General features: G+C 47.3%; 12 protein-coding genes. 7 read left to right on the top strand and 5 right to left on the bottom strand.

Going from position 1 to position 20706, the window contains the following annotated elements:
- Nucleotides 1-9: 9 nt before the first annotated feature.
- Together BW974_RS17765 and tbsP are read right to left on the bottom strand one after the other, a co-directional pair.
- Nucleotides 10-1458 (bottom strand): DUF58 domain-containing protein, encoded by a 1449-nt coding sequence (locus BW974_RS17765; protein ID WP_076431573.1) that lies wholly within the window; start codon nucleotides 1456-1458, stop codon nucleotides 10-12.
- Nucleotides 1459-2251: 793 nt separating this feature from the next.
- Nucleotides 2252-3073, bottom strand: a complete 822-nt coding sequence (gene tbsP / locus BW974_RS17760; RefSeq protein WP_076431572.1) for a transcriptional regulator TbsP — start codon at nucleotides 3071-3073, stop codon at nucleotides 2252-2254.
- A gap of 252 nt (nucleotides 3074-3325) precedes the next feature.
- Between tbsP and BW974_RS24875 the strand changes: the two genes are divergently transcribed.
- Nucleotides 3326-5452 carry a carboxypeptidase-like regulatory domain-containing protein gene (locus BW974_RS24875; protein ID WP_139328927.1) on the top strand — a complete coding sequence of 709 codons (2127 nt, stop codon included), beginning with the start codon at nucleotides 3326-3328 and terminating at the stop codon, nucleotides 5450-5452.
- A gap of 62 nt (nucleotides 5453-5514) precedes the next feature.
- On the opposite strand, the gene BW974_RS17750 is transcribed toward BW974_RS24875, so the two are convergent.
- The 3 genes from BW974_RS17750 to BW974_RS17740 all read right to left on the bottom strand — a co-directional run bounded on the left by BW974_RS17750 (nucleotide 5515) and on the right by BW974_RS17740 (nucleotide 10867).
- Entirely contained in the window at nucleotides 5515-6477 is a 963-nt protein-coding gene (locus BW974_RS17750) for a nucleotidyltransferase family protein (protein WP_076431570.1), read from the bottom strand.
- A 240-nt stretch (nucleotides 6478-6717) separates the two neighbouring features.
- Complete coding sequence (locus BW974_RS17745; RefSeq protein ID WP_076431569.1) at nucleotides 6718-7764, bottom strand: PGF-CTERM sorting domain-containing protein; 1047 nt, start codon at nucleotides 7762-7764, stop codon at nucleotides 6718-6720.
- A gap of 142 nt (nucleotides 7765-7906) precedes the next feature.
- The gene (locus BW974_RS17740; protein ID WP_175609734.1) at nucleotides 7907-10867 is read right to left on the bottom strand and encodes an ABC transporter permease; all 2961 of its coding nucleotides are present in this window, start codon (nucleotides 10865-10867) and stop codon (nucleotides 7907-7909) included.
- A gap of 288 nt (nucleotides 10868-11155) precedes the next feature.
- Between BW974_RS17740 and BW974_RS17735 the strand changes: the two genes are divergently transcribed.
- From BW974_RS17735 to BW974_RS17710, 6 genes are all read left to right on the top strand, one after another.
- A complete protein-coding gene (locus BW974_RS17735) occupies nucleotides 11156-12220 on the top strand; it encodes a DUF1616 domain-containing protein (RefSeq protein ID WP_076431567.1) in 1065 nt (354 codons plus the stop codon).
- A gap of 57 nt (nucleotides 12221-12277) precedes the next feature.
- Entirely contained in the window at nucleotides 12278-15238 is a 2961-nt protein-coding gene (locus tag BW974_RS17730) for an ABC transporter permease (RefSeq protein ID WP_245800173.1), read from the top strand.
- Nucleotides 15231-16868 carry a sodium/phosphate symporter gene (locus BW974_RS17725; protein WP_076431565.1) on the top strand — a complete coding sequence of 546 codons (1638 nt, stop codon included), beginning with the start codon at nucleotides 15231-15233 and terminating at the stop codon, nucleotides 16866-16868. Before BW974_RS17730 ends, BW974_RS17725 begins: the two co-directional genes overlap by 8 nt.
- Nucleotides 16869-17288: 420 nt before the next feature.
- Nucleotides 17289-18278, top strand: coding sequence for a glycosyltransferase family 2 protein (locus tag BW974_RS17720; RefSeq protein ID WP_245800172.1), 990 nt, complete (start codon nucleotides 17289-17291; stop codon nucleotides 18276-18278).
- 1 nt (nucleotide 18279) lies between these two features.
- The gene (wecB, locus tag BW974_RS17715) at nucleotides 18280-19398 is read left to right on the top strand and encodes a non-hydrolyzing UDP-N-acetylglucosamine 2-epimerase (protein WP_076431563.1); all 1119 of its coding nucleotides are present in this window, start codon (nucleotides 18280-18282) and stop codon (nucleotides 19396-19398) included.
- On the top strand, nucleotides 19395-20699 hold the full coding sequence (locus BW974_RS17710; RefSeq protein WP_076431562.1) for a nucleotide sugar dehydrogenase: 1305 nt from the start codon (nucleotides 19395-19397) through the stop codon (nucleotides 20697-20699). The genes wecB and BW974_RS17710 overlap by 4 nt, the downstream gene beginning before the upstream one ends.
- Nucleotides 20700-20706: the final 7 nt, after the last annotated feature.

The raw sequence follows: 20706 nt of genomic DNA, 5'->3' as shown, positions 1-20706 counted from the left end.
TTGATTAACTTACTGTAGTACCTGTTGTTCCGATGACTGCTGGCTCTCTGCTGGGATATTCTCTAGCCGTTCTTTTGGACCAACTTCAAAGACAGAGACTCCATCAAGCTGGCTCAGTGACTGTTGGAGCTGTCCAAAATCAAGATAGCGTTGATAGGCGTCCTCGACCTCTGCAATACTCCCTTCCTCAAACAATACGGATGGAATCAAAAAGAGGGTAACAGAATCACTCCATTGTCGCGCTAATTTCACCGTTTCATACACTTCAACTCGGTTTGAATCATCGGTAACGAGTACTGCTTGGACGATCCCCGTCTTACTCTTTAGCTGTGATCTCACTGCTTGGTAAAGCGGATCTTCTTTCACGCGCTGTATGCGTGTACCTTTCGTATTTAGCAAGGGGAACAATTGCTTTGCAAAGAGTGAGGAACGTGATTGAAGCTGTTGAGATTTGCTATTTGCCGCTGTTAATTGCTCAATGGGGAATTGTGCGTTCGAATGTGTGCCTTTCGTGTCCGCTGATGTTTGATCATACAGATAATTCTGTAGCCGAATAAAGTGATTGGGTGTTGCCTTCGGCGGAAAATCGACTACTTGATCATCGGTTATGACCGTAAGCCCCAGTGATTCACTTGCGGTGCGAGCATGTGTAATATATTGCAACGCAACTTCTCGTGCGAAGTCGTATTTCGTTGTTTCTGCTGATCCTGCAAACATGGACTGGCGGTGATCCATGAATAGATATGTTTGTAGCTCGGCCTCTGCTTCAAAATCGCGGACGTGGGGGGTTGAAAGTCGTGCTGTTACTTTCCAATCGATACGCTGAGCAGTGTCTCCTGGTACGTATTGACGAACTTCAGCAGGTTCAAGTCCTGTTCCTCGCTCTCCATGTTTATGCTCTCCAAGACTAGATAATTGATGTTGTCCATCAGCACCGATTTCAGCTGATTCAACGCGATTTGGTGTCACCGTTACTGTGGCGGTTGACCCATGTTCAAATGAAGACTGAAAGAATCCGGCTCGATCTGTCAACGTAACTGTCGGCATGCGAAATTGCAAGCGTGTCGCGATGGGACAATGAAACGTCGCCGTAGTTTGTGTTTCGCTTTCATCAATTGCAACGGTAGCCGTGAGATCACTCGATCTAATCCCAGTGGCAATTTTTGGTGGCTGAGCTTCAATCTGTATTTCAACCGTCGTTGGTTTCGGGAGGCTCCCATGAATTACTACATCGACATCAGACTGTTCTGAAACTTGGCTTTGAACAGGCCGTTGTGAAATCTCTAAGCTATCCTTAATCTCTAAAACAGACAATAGGAATACGAATTGTGAAGACAGAAGAATTGCTCCAATTCCGCCTGCACCGATGAGAAGCAGTGGGGTCTTGAGAATCCATGCACCACCTGCGAGGAAACAAACTACCCCGACTCCAGCCCAAAAGCGGCGCGTTGGTTTCATGCTTGAAGATATGGAAACCGATAACGTTAATCTATTGTATTAGAACCACTCTTTCAATAAGTAGGGTGTGTCCTACCCTATCCAAATTGATTCATACCTGTCATTAATAAATATAGCAGATGAAAGGGGCTAAGTCTCACTTCGTTGAGGAATGAGTATTCTACCTGTTAAATAATTGCTTCATTGTAGACCCGTGAACGTTCGTGTCCTCCGGGCGGATTGACAGCGGACAGAGACTGGAGCACGATATACAACATTCTGATTCGTGGGTTGAAGAACGTTGAAGCGGGACGCTTCAAATCAATCCTGTAGAAACTACGCTCCCGACAGAAACCATATGGGCTTCTGCAAAACGCGTCATGGAAATAGGATGCCTACCTCCAACGCGCAGACTAGTTGATAGAATTTCAGGCGAGAATACCACGCCCTTGCGGGCGGGGATGAATCGCCGTCTTTGGTTACTTTCACTGTACGGTAAAACCTCAGGTGCTCTCCCCGCGTATTTCTCGGTGTCGAACCGAATGGTAGCACCCTTCGGTCATCGACAGTCCGAAAACTGGCAGTTGACTCGGTGTTTGCCACGGTGAAAGCCGAAATCAAATACGTAAGCCCTCGGACACGTAGACCGACACAAAACAACCACGTACCTCCGAGTCCCGTCCGTTCTCCGGACGAGATAGGAGTAACGGCTCCGTGACATAGCCAGCACCTCGTCGGGGTGCGACCCCTAAGAGACCACCGAACCGCCCATTGGTGGGTGTGGAAAGCCCCGTCGTTTACGACAGGGAGGATGTCACGCCGAGACCTCTTGCTCTATTTCCTCGACCATCTCGTCAGCACTCATCTCTGTCATTGACTCATCTACCAGTTTCAAGCGAAGTCGTGGTCGACCAACATCGATTGGTACTTTTTCTGTATCAATTATGCCAAGGTCTTCTAATTGCGTTTTTGTTCGAGAAAATGTCGCTTTGCTTGCAACGCCGACATCCTCTCCCCATTTGCTAATATCATAAAGCAATATTTCATTCTTTGCTGCAATTAGGAGACTGATAGAGACTTCATCAAGACTGCTTGAACTTTGAATTTCATCACGACTTTCAATAACTGTCATAAAGTCTTCTTTCGTTTCTGATCCGATTTCTTCTTCTAACGTTTCTTCTACTTCTGAAAGAGCTGGTGTACGGAAGGAGAAGTCATCGGAGTTTTCCCACACTGTCATCAATGTGTCACGAGCCCTTTCAACAAGATCTTCGTCTTCCGTACGCATTCCCTCTGTCCGGCCGTCAAGCTGGAGGAGTGAAATAACAGCATCTTCTAGGATCACCATCGAGCTTCTGTTGACATCTTCGGCGACCCGCACAGATAGTTTGTCTTGCTGGATGAGGTCTACTGCCTCGCTCGTCGTTATGAAATCCTCTGTCATCTCTTTAACTAATTGCTCTCTTGCAATGATCCGTAGTTCCGGGAGTTCATCTCCGTATTCAACGGCCGTTGTGATTGTGGTCTTAAGTTGCGAGTCGCTTGGATTCACAATCAATATTGGCTCGCTCGTTTCGTCGAACAGCTCTTCAAAAATTTCATCTACATTCTGGTCAAGTACGCTTGCTTGCGACATACTTTGACGTCCAGCACTAGTTACTTAGTTGTCCACAGGCTATTCGATAGAAGTCTTTGATTTCCCTTGATTATGCGCTTATTACTAACTTCTCATATAGTGCATAACCACACTACTCTATTTTATTTGCCAAAATATCTGGAACATTCCTTGGTTCACTTTGTTCACTCATTTCTGTCTAATTTCTTTGCCCTCTGATTATGGGATTTCTAAAGGAAAGGTATTTTCCATACGATCTCATTAACGGAAACTATGGCCCAAATTTCCACTCACCCAAAACTAGTCTTACTCCTTATCTTCTTGGGTGTTACTAGCCTTTCAGCCCCTGCACTTGGTGCTTCCCTTGCGCACGATACTGGTCATACACAAAATAGTATTTCCACTCCATTGGCTGCACAACAAACCGCAGGAACAACAACGCCAAATAATTCCAGTCAGCCACGCCATCAAGATCCATCAAAGGTTCAATCTGAAGAAGAGCTATCTGAGCTTGAGCAGTGGATGGCCGGTCAATTAAGTTCTCGTCTCGGAGATAGCACTGCTAAGCTCAGTCAAAGTGAGTATCAATCAGCTCGTTCTGTAGTTGGCGATCGATATAATAATTTGCTATCAAAATATGTCGAAGTTTCTGGTCGAACTGAAGGCACAAAAGATGACAAACGTGCCAAACAGTTCAAAAATGCACAAAATAACCAGGAAAACTATGCTGACAACGTTAGCGAATATCGTCAGACATATAATGAATATCAACAAGCTAAACAAAATGGAAACGATGAAAAAGCTCGTGAGCTAGCTCGACAACTCGAAAATTCATCTAATCAAATACAGAGAAACGGCCAAGATCTAACGCAAAACTATCAGAACCTTTCTAACTCCACCGATGCGAATTTCACTGCGGAAACCGATACGGTCGAGAATATCAACTCGAATATTTCTGATCAGCAAGCAGAAATCCGAGCAGCTGAATTCACTCAGACAGAACTTTCAGCTTCGGACGAATCGTCCGAGTCTTCATTTATAGATCCAATCATTGTGAGTGGCGAACTTGTAGATGAAAACGGGACTGCACTCGAAAATGAGACAGTTCAAATACAATTGGGCAACGGACGAGTGAATAATACAACAACAGATGAGGATGGTGAGTTTTCCTTTCTGGGCCGCCCGACACTGCTCCCACTTGGCGAGCAATCGGTGATGGTTCGACACGTCCCTAATGCATCGTCAATTTATCTTGGATCAAATGACACTATCCAGACAGATATACAACAGGTTGATCCAACAATTACTCTCTTTCAAAGCTCGAAACGCGCTCAGTTCAAAAAATCTGTCACAGTGAGCGGACGAGTTCATGTAGAAGATGTTAGTGCGAATGGTGTTCCTGTCGTAATAAGGAGTGGGCAAACCGTGCTTGGCGTAGTGAAAACTGATTCAGATGGTCGATTTACTCTTTCTGAGCCACTTCCTAAATCCGTTTTGCACGGTCAAAAACAGATTTCCGCTACAGTACCGCTTCGTGATCGAGCACTTGCATCAACGACAACAAGTGCACCACTTACCGTACAACCGACAAACACACGGATAAACCTCACGGGGCAAGCATTTGATCACCGCAATATCTCTGTTCAGGGGAATTTGACAACGGCTGCTGGAGTCGCGATTCCAAATGAAACGGTTGTATTTCGACATAATGGGTCACAGATTGGAACAGCAAAGACCGATAGAAACGGCACATACAACACACAAATTCACCTCCCTCCCAAGCTTGCAGAGAAGAAGGACAAATCGCAGCTTCGTCTTTCTGCGGCCTATGCAGGCAATCAAACCAGTCTGAACCCGTCGAATGCTGGCCTTACCGTTCAATTCGATTCTGAATCGTTATTTGATGGCTCAGCTTTAATCTGGATTAGCATTGTTGGTCTTCTTAGTTTTATTGCAATGAGTGGCTTTGCAATTCAGCGATCGGATTGGTTTTCTAAATCTGAAGAAGTGGACGATTCGGAGCAATTTATCGAGGAGGCTGTAATCGAGTCTGATACTAACGAGGAAGTGATAACTACAGAAGTAACCACCTCTCTATTGGTCGATCGCGCAAAAACTGCTGTAACAGAGGGTAACTTCCAGACCAGTATTGAAATGGCCTATGCTGCTGGCCGTCGCCATTTCTTGAGTGCTGATGACTCGATTTCGGAAGCTGGACAGACCCACTGGGAATTCTATCAAATGTGCGAAGATAAGGGCTTCTCTGACCGGCAACTTGAGCAACTGCATGAGTTGACACAGCTATACGAGCAGGCAACATTCACGACGAATATGCTATCCCGCGAGAGTGCTGAAAGAGCAATCGAAATTGCAAGCACATATAAGTCTAATAGAAAGTAAAACTCGTCATTCATAAGAGAGATGAATTGTCACAGAATGATTCGAAATGAGCGGTGATATTACTATTGTTTGATGATCGAATGTGCACCAATAAGCGCATTACGCAGGGACGTTGTTTGAATCTCTGTTTCCTTATCGATAATCGTATCTTCTACAATAGCGCCCTCAATCGTCGAATCTGGGAAAACAATTGAATTAGAAATAGTTGAGTCAACGATCTCGGCATTAGCCATTATATGGACATTTTCTCCGAGATCTGTTCCATTCACAGTAGCACTATCGGCAATGTAATTTTCTGTTCCGAGCTCCCATTGAACCGCTTCTAAATAGCTGTCTGGCGTGCCTATATCAAACCATGCTTCATCAAAGGTATATGCATATACGGATTCTTGTGATTGGAGCCACTGAATGAACCAACCTGGCTCATCCGGGTTGTTATCTTCGTCAAGATATTCCTCGAGCAAGGGCACCGTTGCTTGGGGGAATGCATAGCACGCGATTGAAACAAGTGTACTCTTTGGCTTGTCTGGCTTCTCTTGGAAATCAATGATCTCTTCTCCATCAAGCTCAACGAGGCCATACGATTTTGCCTGTTCACGGCTGTCGACATCATACGCTGCGAGCGTCGCTGCTTGCTGCTTCTCAAAATAATCGATAAAGTCACTGATTTCGAAGCTAATGAGATTATCGCCAGCAATAACGAGCAGATCGTCGCTAATGTTTTCTCGATCTACAAGCTGAGCAAGAGCTCCAACAACGCCAAATTTTTCGTTTTCGTTGGTGGTGTCTTCAATCGACAGCGTTGGTTTTTCAAAATCGCTCTGGTCGAGATGTTCACGGAAATCCTCTGCAAAGTGTTCATTTGTACTCACAAACACTTCCGTAATTCGATCGTCTGTTTCAAGTTCAGCGAATATTCGATCAATTACGGTTGAATCCCCTACTGGAAGAAACATCTTTGGCCGATTTTTGGTGATTGGCCACAATCGTGTTGCGTATCCGCCTGCAAGAACAATTGCTTTCATACAGTAGATGCTGTAGGTCGACTACTTATTAGTTTTGTACCCTCTCTAGATTATTATTTAAATAAATATGGCAAATGTCCAGATGATTTCTCACTTCTCAGAAGGAATCTGAAAAACAATGGTTAATCGCAGTCGAATGAGACCTATCTGTGAAGTTCGGAGATTTGGGATACAACTAATAATTCATTAGGACGCGCTGACGACCTCACTAAAACGGAAAAACAAAATGTTTGTTGCTATCTATTGTTCTCTGCGAGCTGCAAGGAACCCAACCCCAAGTAGTGCGAGTAGAGCGACCCCGATTCCAAATCCAGGCATTCCTTCCTCATTGGTTGTTTCTGACCCGTCGTCTCCATTATCGCCATCGGATCCACTACTGGAGGTCGTCGTTGTGGTCATGTCTCCTTCTTCGCTCGTTGTGGTTGTGTCTCCTTCCTCGCTCGTCGTAGTGTCCTCTTCAGTTGTCGTCTCTTCTGGGTCTTCCGGAACATCGATGTTCTCTGGATTCCCGAAGACGAACGTAACGTTCTCTATGTTAACATTCTGGACAATAACTCGGTATGTTTGCCCCTTTTTCGCGCCTTTCTCGGCCATCTTTTGTTTGACTTGCTTTTCGATGGAGTCCATTACCGCTGCTGATTCTTCGTCAGGGTTCGAAGAATCAACGTGGATGACGCGGTCTTTAACGGAAATCTCTCCGAGCTTGATGGTTTCGTCTGCTTTCTTTTTTGGGCCGACAACAAATGACCATTTATCGATGCTCAGTTTGTTGATCGTGACCATGTATCCGGGCTTGTCCGAATCCATCGATGACATCTGAGTTTCAGACGTCTGCATCGAATTCGGCATCTGCTTCGGCAGTTTCACCATCACATTCACGTTCTCAATGTGGATTTTCCTAATGCAGATACGAACTGTTTCCCCCTCTTTTGTATCTACATTCTTTTTCGCGTACGCCTCTGCCTGTTTTTTCGCCGGCATGGTCGCAAGATCGGACATGTCACCCGATTTCCCGAGCTTCTTCAGATCGACTTTAAACTTCTTGTCCTTAATAGTAACCGGGTCAACAAACACAGTACGATCCACGGAGTCATCTGGTCCAACTGTGAATGACCAATTGTGAACTGTCACCTGTTCTACCTGCAGATTGATCTTCTGCGGTTGTGGGTGTTTGTCTTTTTTCTCTTTGTTCTCTACATTTGTAGGCAGGCTTGCTTGCCCAACGCCGATTGCCGATATGAGGAGTATTCCAACCAGGAAAATACTCACTATTTTATTTTTGATCATTATTGTTTAATGGAATATCTCTCCCATTATTACCTCACACAAGAGTAAGACAACTTAACACTTATAATTTACCCAAACCTATTACAAATATGATCGTCACTTGGCATATTATGTTCACAATAAGTTAAAAGTAATAAATATACTATTGTAATTCCGTTGGTTCTGCAGTGAGAAATGGTACAACAGCGACAATTACACCGATACAGGACAAGACAAGTGCCCCTACGCCAATACCAAGGATCATAAACGGATTCACGGCCACATGCAGCTGTATTCCAAATACTGTCATCAAGCTACTGAATGATACTAAGTATACAGCTCCAAGCGCACTAAGCACAGCAATAATAGCGGCAGGGATTAATAACCGTACTACATCACCGAGCAATAATCTAAGTAGTTGTAACTGGGTTGCACCAGTAGCACGATAGATACCAATTGATCGGCGTCGAGCATGGACAACTTGCGCAAACGTTGATGTGGTACTTCCGATCGTAGTTAATCCAGCAAGGCCAACCATCCCAAATAACAATAATTTGAAATTTCCAAACATCATCTCTACTGCCTGGCCTAGTCCACTACCAGCTGAAAACTGTGTATTCTGTGCAAGTGTTGACCGAATTCGTTCATCACCGACGATAACATACGTGTCGCTTGCAAGTGTCGTCCCGTTTGATACGATCTGTACTGTGTACTTCCCTGGTGCAAATTGCTCCACAGATTCTGAGTCGGTTGATTCATCAAGTGTTATTCGTGTTTCACTTAGGTTGTAAGCTGGAATTGTTCGTGTTTGCGTGTGTGTCTGTAATGGAGTTACAAGAGAGAGGTTGCGAGTAAGCTCTGTTCCCCAGGGATTTGCAACGCGAATTCGCGCTTCTGGAGTAGTATAGACACTACCTTGCTGTGGCGTAATTTCTACATCCGCAAATAGCCGCCGTGAAGCATTCGGTGAAATCTTGACCTGTGATGTATGTACTCGTTCATCCTTTTGTACAGTAAGCTCGTAGGTTCCCGGATCACTTGGAAGTGTTATAAGCGCAAGCCCTTGTTCGTTCGTTGTTCGAGTGGTGTCCGCAATCGATATGGTTGCTCCTGAGATGTTCTTCTCTGTTATTGTCTGCACTGCAATTCCAACCTGTGATCCGGGTGGTGCTTTTTCTGGGAGGATCGGAAGGACAAGTGGTGAATGTTTGTATACCCGAAGTGGCTGTGAATATTGACCGACCTCTACGGTATGATTTCCTGGGCGAGAAACACTCATATTCAGTTGAATCTGCGTTTTCTCTCCTGATTGAAGGGTAACTGAACGCCGTTGTGTTTTATCTCCAACCGAGATACTCACCTGTCGGGTCTGCACATTTGTACCCGTATTTTCGACAGTCGCCGAGATTGGGATTGGTTGATCTAGAATTGCTGCTTCTGGAGCAGAGACATTGGTAATGTGTATCTTCTCATGTTGTCGATTACTATCCAAGTTTCTACCTTGATCATCAACCACTTGATCTGGAGTACCACCTGCTGTCCGAATAAAATGAACCGTTCCGGGTTTTGTCGAGAGTGTATGTGCTGTGGGAAGTGGGATGACGAGTTGGTCATCAAGCATTCCTGGCGCACGATATACGCCAACAATCATTACCTGTGTCATCGCAGGCGATGTACTGCCACCGATAATGATTGTTTCTCCAATTGTTTTGTTCAGCGTTTGCGCAAGATCCTGCCCGATCACAGCCTGACTCTCTGAGCGAGGTGGATGGCCTTTTAAGAGTCGTGCATCCGACACTTCCGCAAATGCGGTATAATTCGCTCCCCTCGCAAGATATGGTTTTCCATCAGCAACCTGTGCTACAATAATTTCTGGGCTTGCGCTTAGTCCCTGGTTTCGAAGTTCAGATGCATACTGACTATCGATACGACTCGCCATCGGATATGGTGCTTCCGGCTCGGTTACTGTTCCCGTTGAGGTTGTTGCCAGTGGTGCAAGCGCTCCAACGAGCGAACTTGACAAAATCACAATAAGAGCAAAGACGGTCAGTGTTGCTGTCGTGGGGATGAGTGTTCGCCATGAAAGAAGTCGGGGCTGTAATCGAAATTGAGTTGTTGGGAGCCATTGGGCCCGCTTTGAGATTGTTCGACCAGTAGTTTTCCACAGCCGTGATGGTGGCGGCAATACAACGCTTCTGGTTGCAACAGCGCCTGTAATCGTTCCGACGGCGCTTAGAAAAACCACGATTATCAGCAAGATCTGTGCGGATGATGCTGTGATAGTCGGGTTTAGTGAAACAGATAACCCAACCGAGATGGCGATATTCACGAATGCTCGGATTGCAATTACACCAATTGCATACCCCAAAATCGATCCAACGAAAGTTATGATACCTGCTCGGAGTGCAAATATCCCGACAATCCGCCGTGCAGTGCCACCGGTCGATCGGATAACTGCGATTTCGGTCAGCCGGTCCCGAACACTCATGATCGTTATATTGTGAATGACAACGAGAATTAGAATCCCAGCACCGATTGTCGCTACAAATAGCGTCTGAAAGATCTGCTGCATTCCTCCAAGGAAATATGAAAAAAGCGAGGGACTCATCGTCCCCTGTTGTGGCAGTTCCTGTTTTTCCGTAGTCGTTTGAACGAGAAATGCATCTGTCTCGCCAAGCGACTTCACCGATGAAACATTACCAACATACCACGTCTGCGGAAAAATAGAGCTATCTTCCGTATATGGGACGACTAGTCTGGAAATTTTCTTGCTTGATTGTGTTTGAAATCGTTGGTGTGTTGGTTCAGAAACGGAGCCACGGAAGCCAGCTGATGGTGGTGACGGAATTGTCGCATTCTTCCACGAAACAGAGAGATGCGTGAATTCAGATGGTGCGTTTTCCGGAATACCAACGACACGCTTTTCTGTTCCATTTTGTCTGATTGTCGTTGTCGGGAATACAAGCTCGTTTTCACTCTTGTTCCCTTGAGCAGTCTTGTATGAATCGTATTGCTGGACGATCATCGAGTCATTATCTCCCCCGGCTACCATCGCTGACTGCGCACTTGCTGCAGATAATAATAGTGTTGTACCAACAAGGAATGCAACTGTCACTGCAACCATAAGCACCGCTAGACGATCTCGTCGTGACCACTTTCGGAGGAGTACCTCTGTATAATTCATCTACTTACTATTCCATCATATAGGAGAGTATAGCAATATGGATATAAATACAACATTTGATGATTATAAATACAACATTTGATGATTAGGTCTCATATCCAATATTAACTAACCGCGTACTTCATTAATTGACTATTTCAATATATTTTCTTATATATCTAACGGCTCGTGAGAAAAGACAGACATTACCGGGAAGTTTTTATTATGGTAGTGCTCATGTGGAAATGAATGACTCGCGATGTTGACCCGAAACTCCTTCTTCCCCGGTCAATTCGTCGTCTTCCTGCGGATTTAGTCGCAATAGGAATTTTTGTCATACTTACAATTGCTGTAGTATTCATACCGGGGTTAAACAAAACTCCACTTCGAGCAGCTGTTGGACTTGCGTTTGTTCTCTTCCCACCAGGATATGCGTTTATTGCAGCGCTCTTTCCAGAAGGTACTACCCCTCGTACAGAGCAAGACGAATCGCTAGAGACTCAGCCGTCGCGTTTTGAATCTGGAATTGATGGTCTTGAGCGGGTTGCGCTTTCATTTGGAACCAGTATTGCCATCGTTCCCCTTATCGGCCTTATCCTCAACTTCACTCCGTGGGGAATTCGCCTAATTCCCATTGTCGTGAGTATTTCTGGATTTACGCTTCTCATGACTGCGATTGCGGCTGTTCGACGATGGAAACTCCCAGAGAACGAGCGGTTTTCGGTTCCATATATGCAGTGGGGCAGTGCTGCACGTTCCGAATTATTCGAACCGGATACACGAGCGGATGCTGCACTGAACGTCATCCTCGCAATAAGTGTCATCCTCGCTGCTGCGAGTGTGTCGTATGCCGTCCTGGTCCCGAACCAGGGGGAGTCATTTTCGGAGTTCTATTTACTGACCGAGAATGATGACGGCGAATTGGTTGCTGACGACTATCCTGCGAACTTCACACGCGGTGAGAGTAAGCCCGTTACCGTCGGTATTGAAAACCATGAATTCGAACGGACGAATTACACAGCAGTTGCGCTCTTACAGAACGTCACAAGTCAAAATAATTCGACGGTCGTCCGTAATGAACAGGAGCTACAGCGATTTCAAACGTCGTTAGAGCATAACCAGACGTGGCAGACAGAACACAATATCACGGCAACGATGACAGGCACGCAGTTGCGTCTCATTTATCTCCTGTACAAAGGCGATGTGCCACAGAATCCGACGGCAGACAATGCATATCGTGAACTTCATCTCTGGGTGAATGTGACTGCAAATGGAACGGCTCCAGCACAGACCCATCGCGGTCCGTCTCTATGAGGTGACGCAGTGGGATATCGTCGTGCACTCTTAACGCGGTGGTCGCGTCGCGATAAGTTGGCTATTGTCGTCATTGCGGTGACTGTGGCGTTCCTGACAGGCACAACGTTAGTTATTGCTGCTGCAAGTGCGCAGACGACAGCAATAGCTCAAGAGTACGACACGGAAGGAACTGCGGTCTATCATGAGTCAGTTGTGACTGCGAGAGAACAGGCGGGGAAATCATCGCTCGTCATCCCACTAGCCGAAGTCACGCTACCGAACGGCGAAACCCAATATGTCGCTGGAATATCTCGCCAGCGTGCCCAGACGTTCAACAGACGAATTGATGGTTCGATTCCGAATCCTCCTCCGTCTGGTGTCTCTAGTGGGACGATGAAACCGAGAGCAATTCGGCTTAGTGGTCAGCAAACACAGGTAACTGTCAACGTCACCTCGCGATCATCCACTCACCAGTTCATCCCTTCAGAGTGGTTCATAGCACAGCCTGAGCTGGTTGAGCAGTTGGGATCCACTGGCGCATTCGTCATTACGCCTGCAAGCGAGCAAGCAACAGCGAGTCCCGATCGTGGTGTTCCCCTTCGATCAGCACTCTCGTTTTTCATTCTCGGAACGCGGCAACTGCTGACCGTTTTAACAGTGACCGCAATCGGCGGGGCGATTCTCGTCGGTGTGACTGTCTATAGTGTGACGAAGATGACCGTCCGCGATCGGCTGCAAGCGATTCGCGTGTTGCGCTCGACTGGGTGTCATCCGTTTTCTATCTTGCAGTTGTTTGCATTGCGGGCTGGTCTTTTAACTGGCGTCGGTATCGGTATCGGGTATACGATTGGTGTCATCCTGCCGAATATCGCGGTCAATGTTGCTGTCTTTGCTGGCCTTCCAACCTCGCTTACACTCCGTGTATCCCAGCTTGTACTGAGTGTTCTCCTTCCTGTTTATGGTGGGACAATGCTTGTCGGTCTCTGTGCTGGCGTGGTGGCAGCGTGGCCGACAATCAGCGGCCCACCGTCTCAACTAAGTAGTTCATTTGGTCGAAAACGGCCTGCGTCGGCTGTCAACAAAAATGTCGTTCGTCGGATTTTGAGCCTGCGACTACTCGATTGGCGTGCGCTTGGTCCAAGCACTGCCACTCTCACGGTATTTGTCACCGTTGTCCTACTCGTCACCTCGGTTGGCGGTGTTCTGATGCCGCTTATGACTGCCGAGGGAACGACTATCACAGAGCCAGGAGCGATACATCCGGTTGCAAGTAAGGTTCCAGAACAGTATGCTGATGGTCTTCATGCACAGGGCATCCCCGCGAGTGCAGAAATTCTTCTCTTTACGGTTCATGATGGTAAACCAATCGTGGCGCGAGGAGCGAACTATTCAGATTTTGCCAACATTTCGAACGCAACCATTGAGCAAGGTCAGCGTCCGACCGCATCGAATGAAGCTCTCATCGGCACGGATCTTGCTCAAACAACCGGTATCAAGGTTGGTGATCGCGTCACTCTTGGTGGGAGCACGGAATCTGGTATTGCCAGAATCCATATTGTTGGTACTTATAGCGCATCCGGTCCCTACGATGACCAGCTACTCCTTTCTCTTCCTACTGCGCAGCATCTTTCGACGACCAATGATAACACCGTTCACATCATTCGAACACCAAAACAGTTCGACCGAACGCAATCATCGACCGATATCGAGATCCTTGATGTTCGCGCACCGAGTCAAGCAACTGCGAACGCATCTGTCCCAGTCGAAATCCAAGTTCGTAATTTTGGTTCTGCCCCGACGACACGGAACATTTCAGTTTGGCTTGGAAACGTCTCGCAGTCTGTTCCAGTAACGCTTCCCGCGCATTCACAACAGACAAAGACCATTCGCTTGCGGCCATCTCAACCAGGAAGTACAACACTGCAAGTCGGCAACTATACACAACCGCTAGCAATCAAGTCGGCAAACGCCATCCAGGTAGATGGGCTTCCGGCACAAGTACCACCAAACAGCGAACCTCAACTCATTGTATCAACAGTAGATGGTGATCCAATACCGAATGCAACCGTTCGCGTTGCCAATACTACTGTTCGAACTGGATCGAATGGAGCTGTCAGAGTGCCATTTGATTCAGCTGGATCACACACTCTCCATGTCGAAACGCAAAACCAGCATTTCACTAAGACAGTTGAAGTCACACCATCAGCGCGACGAATGCTAACGGGAGATGTTCAGATTCAGCCACCCAATCCAAGTCTCCTCTCACAACCAGAAGCACATGTTCATTTGTACAATCCATGGAACACAACGCTTGACCGCACAATTCGACTTTCTGGTGATGTAGAACGCACCACACGATCGGTTTCGGTTGCTGCTGGAGACAATACGACTGAGGTGTACCATCTTGGAGAGCAACCACCGGGTGCGTATTCTGTATCTGTAACTGCAGATAATCACCAATTGGCTACAGCATCATATTCGGTCAGTGGCGACGATCGTCTCGTTGCTGCCTACGCTAGCAGCGGACGTGCTGATGGATCCACTGGTATCGCACAGGCACTGAACACCGCATTCGGAAATATGCAAGTGTTATTGGTTGTTTTGATCATGCTTGCGGGCATGATGACGGTCGGAAGTACGACCGCAGTCTTCGCACAAGCAGTCCATGCTCGACAACAGGCGGTTGGCGTGTATCGTGCGACAGGTGCGTCGCCAATCCGGGTTCTTCGAGTGATAATCACGGATGCACTTACAGTCGGGTTGGTCGCAATTGGGTGTGCGTTGATCTGTGGAATCGCTGGACTCGCTCTTCTCTCTACATTGGATTTCCTCATCATATACGGAGTTCGTATCACGCCGACAATCTCACCAACCGTGTTTGTTGGCAGTCTCATAGGCGGGCTCGGAATAGTTTTGGTGAGTGCAATTGTCGTCGCTGGATCTCTAATAATCCGTCAACCGTCGGCGTTAGTTAGAAAAGGTAGTCAAACGAATAGAAACCATACAATGCTATCTGACGGTGGTTCCGATGAGTAATCGTCGCTCGCTCGCATTTGTCGGTCTTACTGTCTTTGCCGTCGCCGTTACGATGCGAACGATTCCCCTGTATTGGAGTCCGTTACCGTTCAATACGGATGGGTTCAAATTTGCAGCACTCGCCCGGGAGACCTTAGCATATGGCTATCTTCCGACTTCGTGGGGCTTTTTTAATCCAGATGAGTTTACGTTCACGGTACTTCTCACAATCAGTAGCCGCCTAACTGGTGTTTCACCACTGTATATTGCACAGGTTCTTATTGCAAGCATCGGAGCCACTGTATGTCTCTTTGTCGTCGCCATTACGCGACGAATCGGGATTCAACTCCGGTGGCCTGATTTTGATGTTCGAATCGCAGCACTGCTTGCAGGACTTGTCCTTGCTACAGAAGGTATCTTCCTTGGTCGTTCAACTGCGGTGAGCAGCGAGGGTCTTGGACACGTTTTCGTTCTGTTAACTGTATTTGTTTTCGCACGCGCGTTGTGGACCTCTCGCCGTTCGTGGCTGTTATTATCTGTGTTAGTGTTCGCTCTCTTCCCGCTCACACACAACCTTGGCGCGATAATCGGAGGGTTTAGTGCCGTCTCATTGTTGGTCTTGGTATTTCGCGAATCGAAGTGGACAGCCGGTCTCTTTGCCGGAGCGCTCGTTGCTGGATTCTGGCTCTATACAGGTCTGTACTATTCTATTGCGGAGTTAAACGAGGTCAGTCGGATTTCTTCCGTTCCGGGTCTTTTTGCTGCATGGATCGTCGTCCTTATTTTGCTCACTCTCTGGCTCCCAATCACTCGTCCACGAGTGCAAAAGACCGTTCCAACGATGGCGTTAGTTGGTGGTGCTGGATTACTCGTGGTCAATTACTTTGTATCTATCTTCCCCGGCACTGCGACGACAGACCCACTTACACTCCTGTTCGTGCTTCCGATTGCTGTGATCGGAATCGTTGCCTTTCAGGGGATTCCTTCGCTGATTGATGCCGGAAGGGAGGGATACATGATGTTTGCTTTGCTCATCGGTTCTATTTCCATTATTGGATTCGCACTGACTGGTAGTCTTACAATCGAATACCAAGACCTTGCTATTCGAGGGCAGATATTCATTCATATTGTTGCTGCTGTATTAGCTGGTCTTGGTGCCGTCATGATAGGCCGAAGCTGGAAACCATCTACAATGACAACTGCTATTGTAGTTGTTGTTATTGTCTGTTCTCTCGTGAGTGCTCCGCTCGCGTTTAGTGGGTTAGAAGCAACATCAGCACAACCGCTCGTTACACAATCGGAATTTGAGACAGCCACGTTTGCAGTCACGTACGCTGATGGGTGGACAAGTGATGGACATATGACGAGGCTTGCATCGAAGTACTATCCAAAGCAAACACCTAACGATGTTTCCCAGCGTGGTATCTATGAATGGTTGCACGGTGGAGCGGTGCCGAGTTGTCCGGTTGTCTCTCAACAGTCCTGGACGACAGTTGGCGCACAACTGTTTCCATCGTCACCGAAAACAATCGGCTACAAGTCCTATGAAGGGTCTTTTCAAACTCGGAACCTTGTTTATGCTACTAGTGGTAATGATCCGCTTATTTTCACCATGCCAACGAATGGAGATCGACAAGGATGCAACTGGTAATGTGAACTATTCCCCTCTTTGATTTTTCGGGACTAATATGATAATACTGGCAGAACGACGTTTCCGCATATTGTTTTATATGTAATAAAAGTCACACAGTGGTTTGAGATTTTGCTGCCAACTTCCTTCTAGATAGTTAAGTGAGGTCATTTCCATACTAGTATTCTGGTCTGATGACACTAACTCTCTTCTTTGTCCACGTCATCTAATATACTAAAACTACAAATTTAAAAAATAAATAAAATAAGTAGTACATTATATAATATTGTATAATCCATACAAATTACAAATATTAGATCCCAACAGAAGATATTTAGTGGCTGAGTATATACAAACTCATATGAGGACAAGTCGTTAGTGATAAATGGGATTATTAAAGTTAATTTAATAACAAAAATAGTTTATATTATGGAGTGAAAAATGACGCTAGATGGAATGAAGTCTAAAACAACTGGAGTAAAGAAAACTACGAGCGCCGATGCTAATGCTCAATCAACTGAGGATGAGCAAGTAGAGCTCCTGGTCGGTATCCCGGCTTATAATGAGGAAATCGGAATTGGAAGTACAATCCTCGCAACACAACGGTACGCCGACCACGTGGTGGTCGTCGACGATGGGAGTTCTGACGAGACTGTCGAGATTGCGAAACAGGCAGGTGCAACAGTCCTCCAGCATGAATCAAATCGTGGGAAGGGAGGCGCAGTAAAAACGATTCTCGAGTTTGCACGGGCAACCGAATGCGATACCCTCGTTCTCATCGATGGCGACGGGCAGCACAAGCCAAGCGACATTCCTCAAGTCACCGAACCTGTTACCGATGGCGGCGCTGATCTCGTCATCGGCAGTCGGTATCTCGAGAAGGATCCTGACGACGAAACACCGCTTTATAGACGGTTTGGTCAGCGGGTGTTAGATATGTTGACAACTGGTCGGAACGGTGCAAATCTCACCGATACACAGAGTGGATTCCGTGCATTTTCTCCAGATGCTATCGATTCACTTCGGTTGCAAACGGATGGCATCGGCGTCGAAAGCGAAATGATCGACTCGGCAGTGCGTGAGGATCTCACGATTGAGGAGGCTTCGATTGATGTCAGATACGAGGGCATCGATGGACAGACGTACAACCCGCTTCATCACGGGCTGACCGTCGTGACGTTCATGCTTCAACTGATTCGTGACCGCCATCCATTGGTCTTCTTTGGCCTCCCTGGACTAATCCTTACTATCGCCGGAGGACTCTACGGCCTTGACGCGATCCTTATTTATCAATCAACAGATATTTTCTATCCTGCAAAGGTGCTGGTGGCTGGGTTCACCACGATTATTGGGACACTTGCGATTTTCTGTGGATTGATCCTGAATCGGATTTCGAATATGATCGACCGAGTGCACGAGGTTGGTGTCTAAAATGTCGGATACAGAGATTGCAATCGTACTGGGAACTCGTCCGGAGATTATCAAACTTGCACCAGTTATTCGCGCATGTGAATCGCAAGACGTTCAATACACCGTGATTCACACGGGGCAACACTACTCTGAGGAACTCGATGCTGTGTTTTTCGAGCAGTTAGAACTCCCCGAACCGGATTACAACCTCGGTGTGGGTTCTAACTCACACGGTGTCCAGACCGCAGAGATGCTCGTCGGTATTGAAGAAATCCTTCAGGATGAAGAACCAGAAACGGTTCTCGTCCAGGGAGACACGAACTCGGTACTCGCTGGTGCGATTGCGACCAGCAAACTCGACATGGAACTCGGCCACGTCGAAGCCGGGTTGCGGAGTTTCGACCGTGACATGCCAGAGGAAATTAATCGAGTAGTGACTGACCACGCCGCTGATTATCTGTTCGCACCGACCGTCGACTCGGCGGATCTAATTCGAGAGGAAGGCATCCCTGAAGACCGGATTTACGTCACAGGTAATACGGTCGTGGATGCGGTCGAGCAGCACCGAGAGTTCGCACAGGAAAAAAGTGCAATACTCGATGAACTAGAACTGGTACCTAGTGAATTTGTCCTGGTAACCGCTCATCGGGCTGAAAACGTGGACGACGAGGACCGATTTGAAGAGATTCTCGATGGAATTGCCCGAGTTGCGGACCGGTTTGATGTCGACGCCGTTTACCCGATTCATCCGCGTGCGGAAAACCGGCTTGATGAGTTCGACATTTCGGTACCGGATTCGATTCGGTTAGTCGAACCACAGGATTACCTCGATTTCCTCAATCTCGAGAGCAACGCCCGCCTCATTCTCACGGATTCCGGTGGCGTGCAGGAGGAAGCCTGCATCCTCGGTGTTCCCTGCGTGACGATGCGGGACAACACGGAGCGCCCCGAGACAATCGATGTCGGAGCGAACACGCTCGCTGGCGCTGAGACCGACGAAATCGTGGATTCGGCTATCGAGATGGATGGGGCTGTGTGTGATTGGACGAATCCGTTTGGCGACGGTGAAGCAGGTGAACAGATTATAACGGAAGTAGAGCAATCAGAAACACCAAAAGAACTGGAGATGACACCACAATGAGCACACTTTGTATTCACGGCTTGGGATACATTGGACTCCCAACGGCAGCAATGTTCGCAAACTATGACCATGATGTGGTCGGGTACGATACAAGCGAGGAAGTCGTTACTCGACTCAGTGATGGTGAGGTTCACTTCGATGAACCCGGGCTTCGAGCGTTCGTCACGCAGGCAATCGAATCAGAACAGTTGACGATTAGTAACGAAGTCGTAGAAGCGAAATATCACATCATTTGCGTTCCGACGCCATTCGACCGAGAGACGAAAGAAGCTGGCCTTGAGTACGTCGAAAGTGCAGGCCAGGCTATCGAACCTCATCTTCGACCTGGTGATACAGTTATTCTTGAGTCTACAGTGCCACCAGGAACGACAGCTGATGTTCTCCGTCCAATTCTTGAAGAATCCGGTCTCGACGCCGGTGAGGACTTCGCGCTGGCACATTGTCCCGAGACCGTCCTTCCAGGAGATATCATTACCGAGCTGAAACAGAACGCTCGAATTATCGGTGGAGTCAACGGCGTTTCGACCGAGGCAGCGGTTCGTCTCTACGAGTCGTTCGTCGAAGCCGAGATTCATACGACAGCAAATGCAACGACCGCGGAGTTTGTGAAGCTTATTCAGAACACGTTCCGTGATGCGAACATTGCGATTGCTAATGAAATCGCGAAACTTGCTCACGACTACGAAATCGATTCTCGTGAAGCGATTTCGCTCGCAAACGAGCACCCTCGTGTGAATATCCACCACCCTGGCCCGGGTGTTGGCGGGCACTGTTTGCCGGTGGATCCGTGGTTCCTCGGGCAGAACTCTGAGGAACTGGATCTCATCAAACACGCTCGTGAGGTTAACGACGGGATGTCGGGATATATTATTGACATCCTTAAGGAAGAACTCGGTGGTCTTGAGGACACGAAGATTGCAATTTTTGGTGTCGCGTACAAAGGAAATGTTGGCGACACACGTGAGAGTCCTGGGTTGAAACTTGCCCGAGAACTGCAGGCGGTTTCGCCTCAGCAAGAAATAGCTATGCCAGACGGTGGTGTAGAGGTAGATACGTCAAGCTCACCCTCTATCACCCTTCATGATCCTCATGTGAATGATCAGACGCTTCAGTTGCTGTCCAGAGAGGAAGCAGTTGACGGTGCCGATGCTATTGTGATTGCGACAGACCACGATGAGTTCGAAGAGATTGATCCACTGTTCATATCCCGATTTATGAATAATAATCTCGTTATTGACTCAAAGGCGATATTGGACGAAGACAGATGGAACACGGAAGGGTTTAGAGTCAGCCGTATATAAAGTGAAA

It is taken from the genome of Haladaptatus litoreus, from assembly GCF_900156425.1.
GTDB classification, from domain to species: Archaea; Halobacteriota; Halobacteria; order Halobacteriales; family Haladaptataceae; genus Haladaptatus; species Haladaptatus litoreus.
The sequence above is the reverse complement of the archived record's forward strand: the minus strand, read 5'-3'. Positions and strand labels throughout refer to the sequence as shown.

Coding starts and splice junctions, on each gene's coding strand:
- BW974_RS17765 (WP_076431573.1), bottom strand. CDS start 1,458: ATGAAACCAACGCGCCGCTTTTGGGCTGGAGTCGGGGTAGTTTGTTTC.
- tbsP (WP_076431572.1), bottom strand. CDS start 3,073: ATGTCGCAAGCAAGCGTACTTGACCAGAATGTAGATGAAATTTTTGAA.
- BW974_RS24875 (WP_139328927.1), top strand. CDS start 3,326: ATGGCCCAAATTTCCACTCACCCAAAACTAGTCTTACTCCTTATCTTC.
- BW974_RS17750 (WP_076431570.1), bottom strand. CDS start 6,477: ATGAAAGCAATTGTTCTTGCAGGCGGATACGCAACACGATTGTGGCCA.
- BW974_RS17745 (WP_076431569.1), bottom strand. CDS start 7,764: ATGATCAAAAATAAAATAGTGAGTATTTTCCTGGTTGGAATACTCCTC.
- BW974_RS17740 (WP_175609734.1), bottom strand. CDS start 10,867: ATGGTTGCAGTGACAGTTGCATTCCTTGTTGGTACAACACTATTATTA.
- BW974_RS17735 (WP_076431567.1), top strand. CDS start 11,156: ATGACTCGCGATGTTGACCCGAAACTCCTTCTTCCCCGGTCAATTCGT.
- BW974_RS17725 (WP_076431565.1), top strand. CDS start 15,231: ATGAGTAATCGTCGCTCGCTCGCATTTGTCGGTCTTACTGTCTTTGCC.
- BW974_RS17720 (WP_245800172.1), top strand. CDS start 17,289: ATGACGCTAGATGGAATGAAGTCTAAAACAACTGGAGTAAAGAAAACT.
- wecB (WP_076431563.1), top strand. CDS start 18,280: ATGTCGGATACAGAGATTGCAATCGTACTGGGAACTCGTCCGGAGATT.
- BW974_RS17710 (WP_076431562.1), top strand. CDS start 19,395: ATGAGCACACTTTGTATTCACGGCTTGGGATACATTGGACTCCCAACG.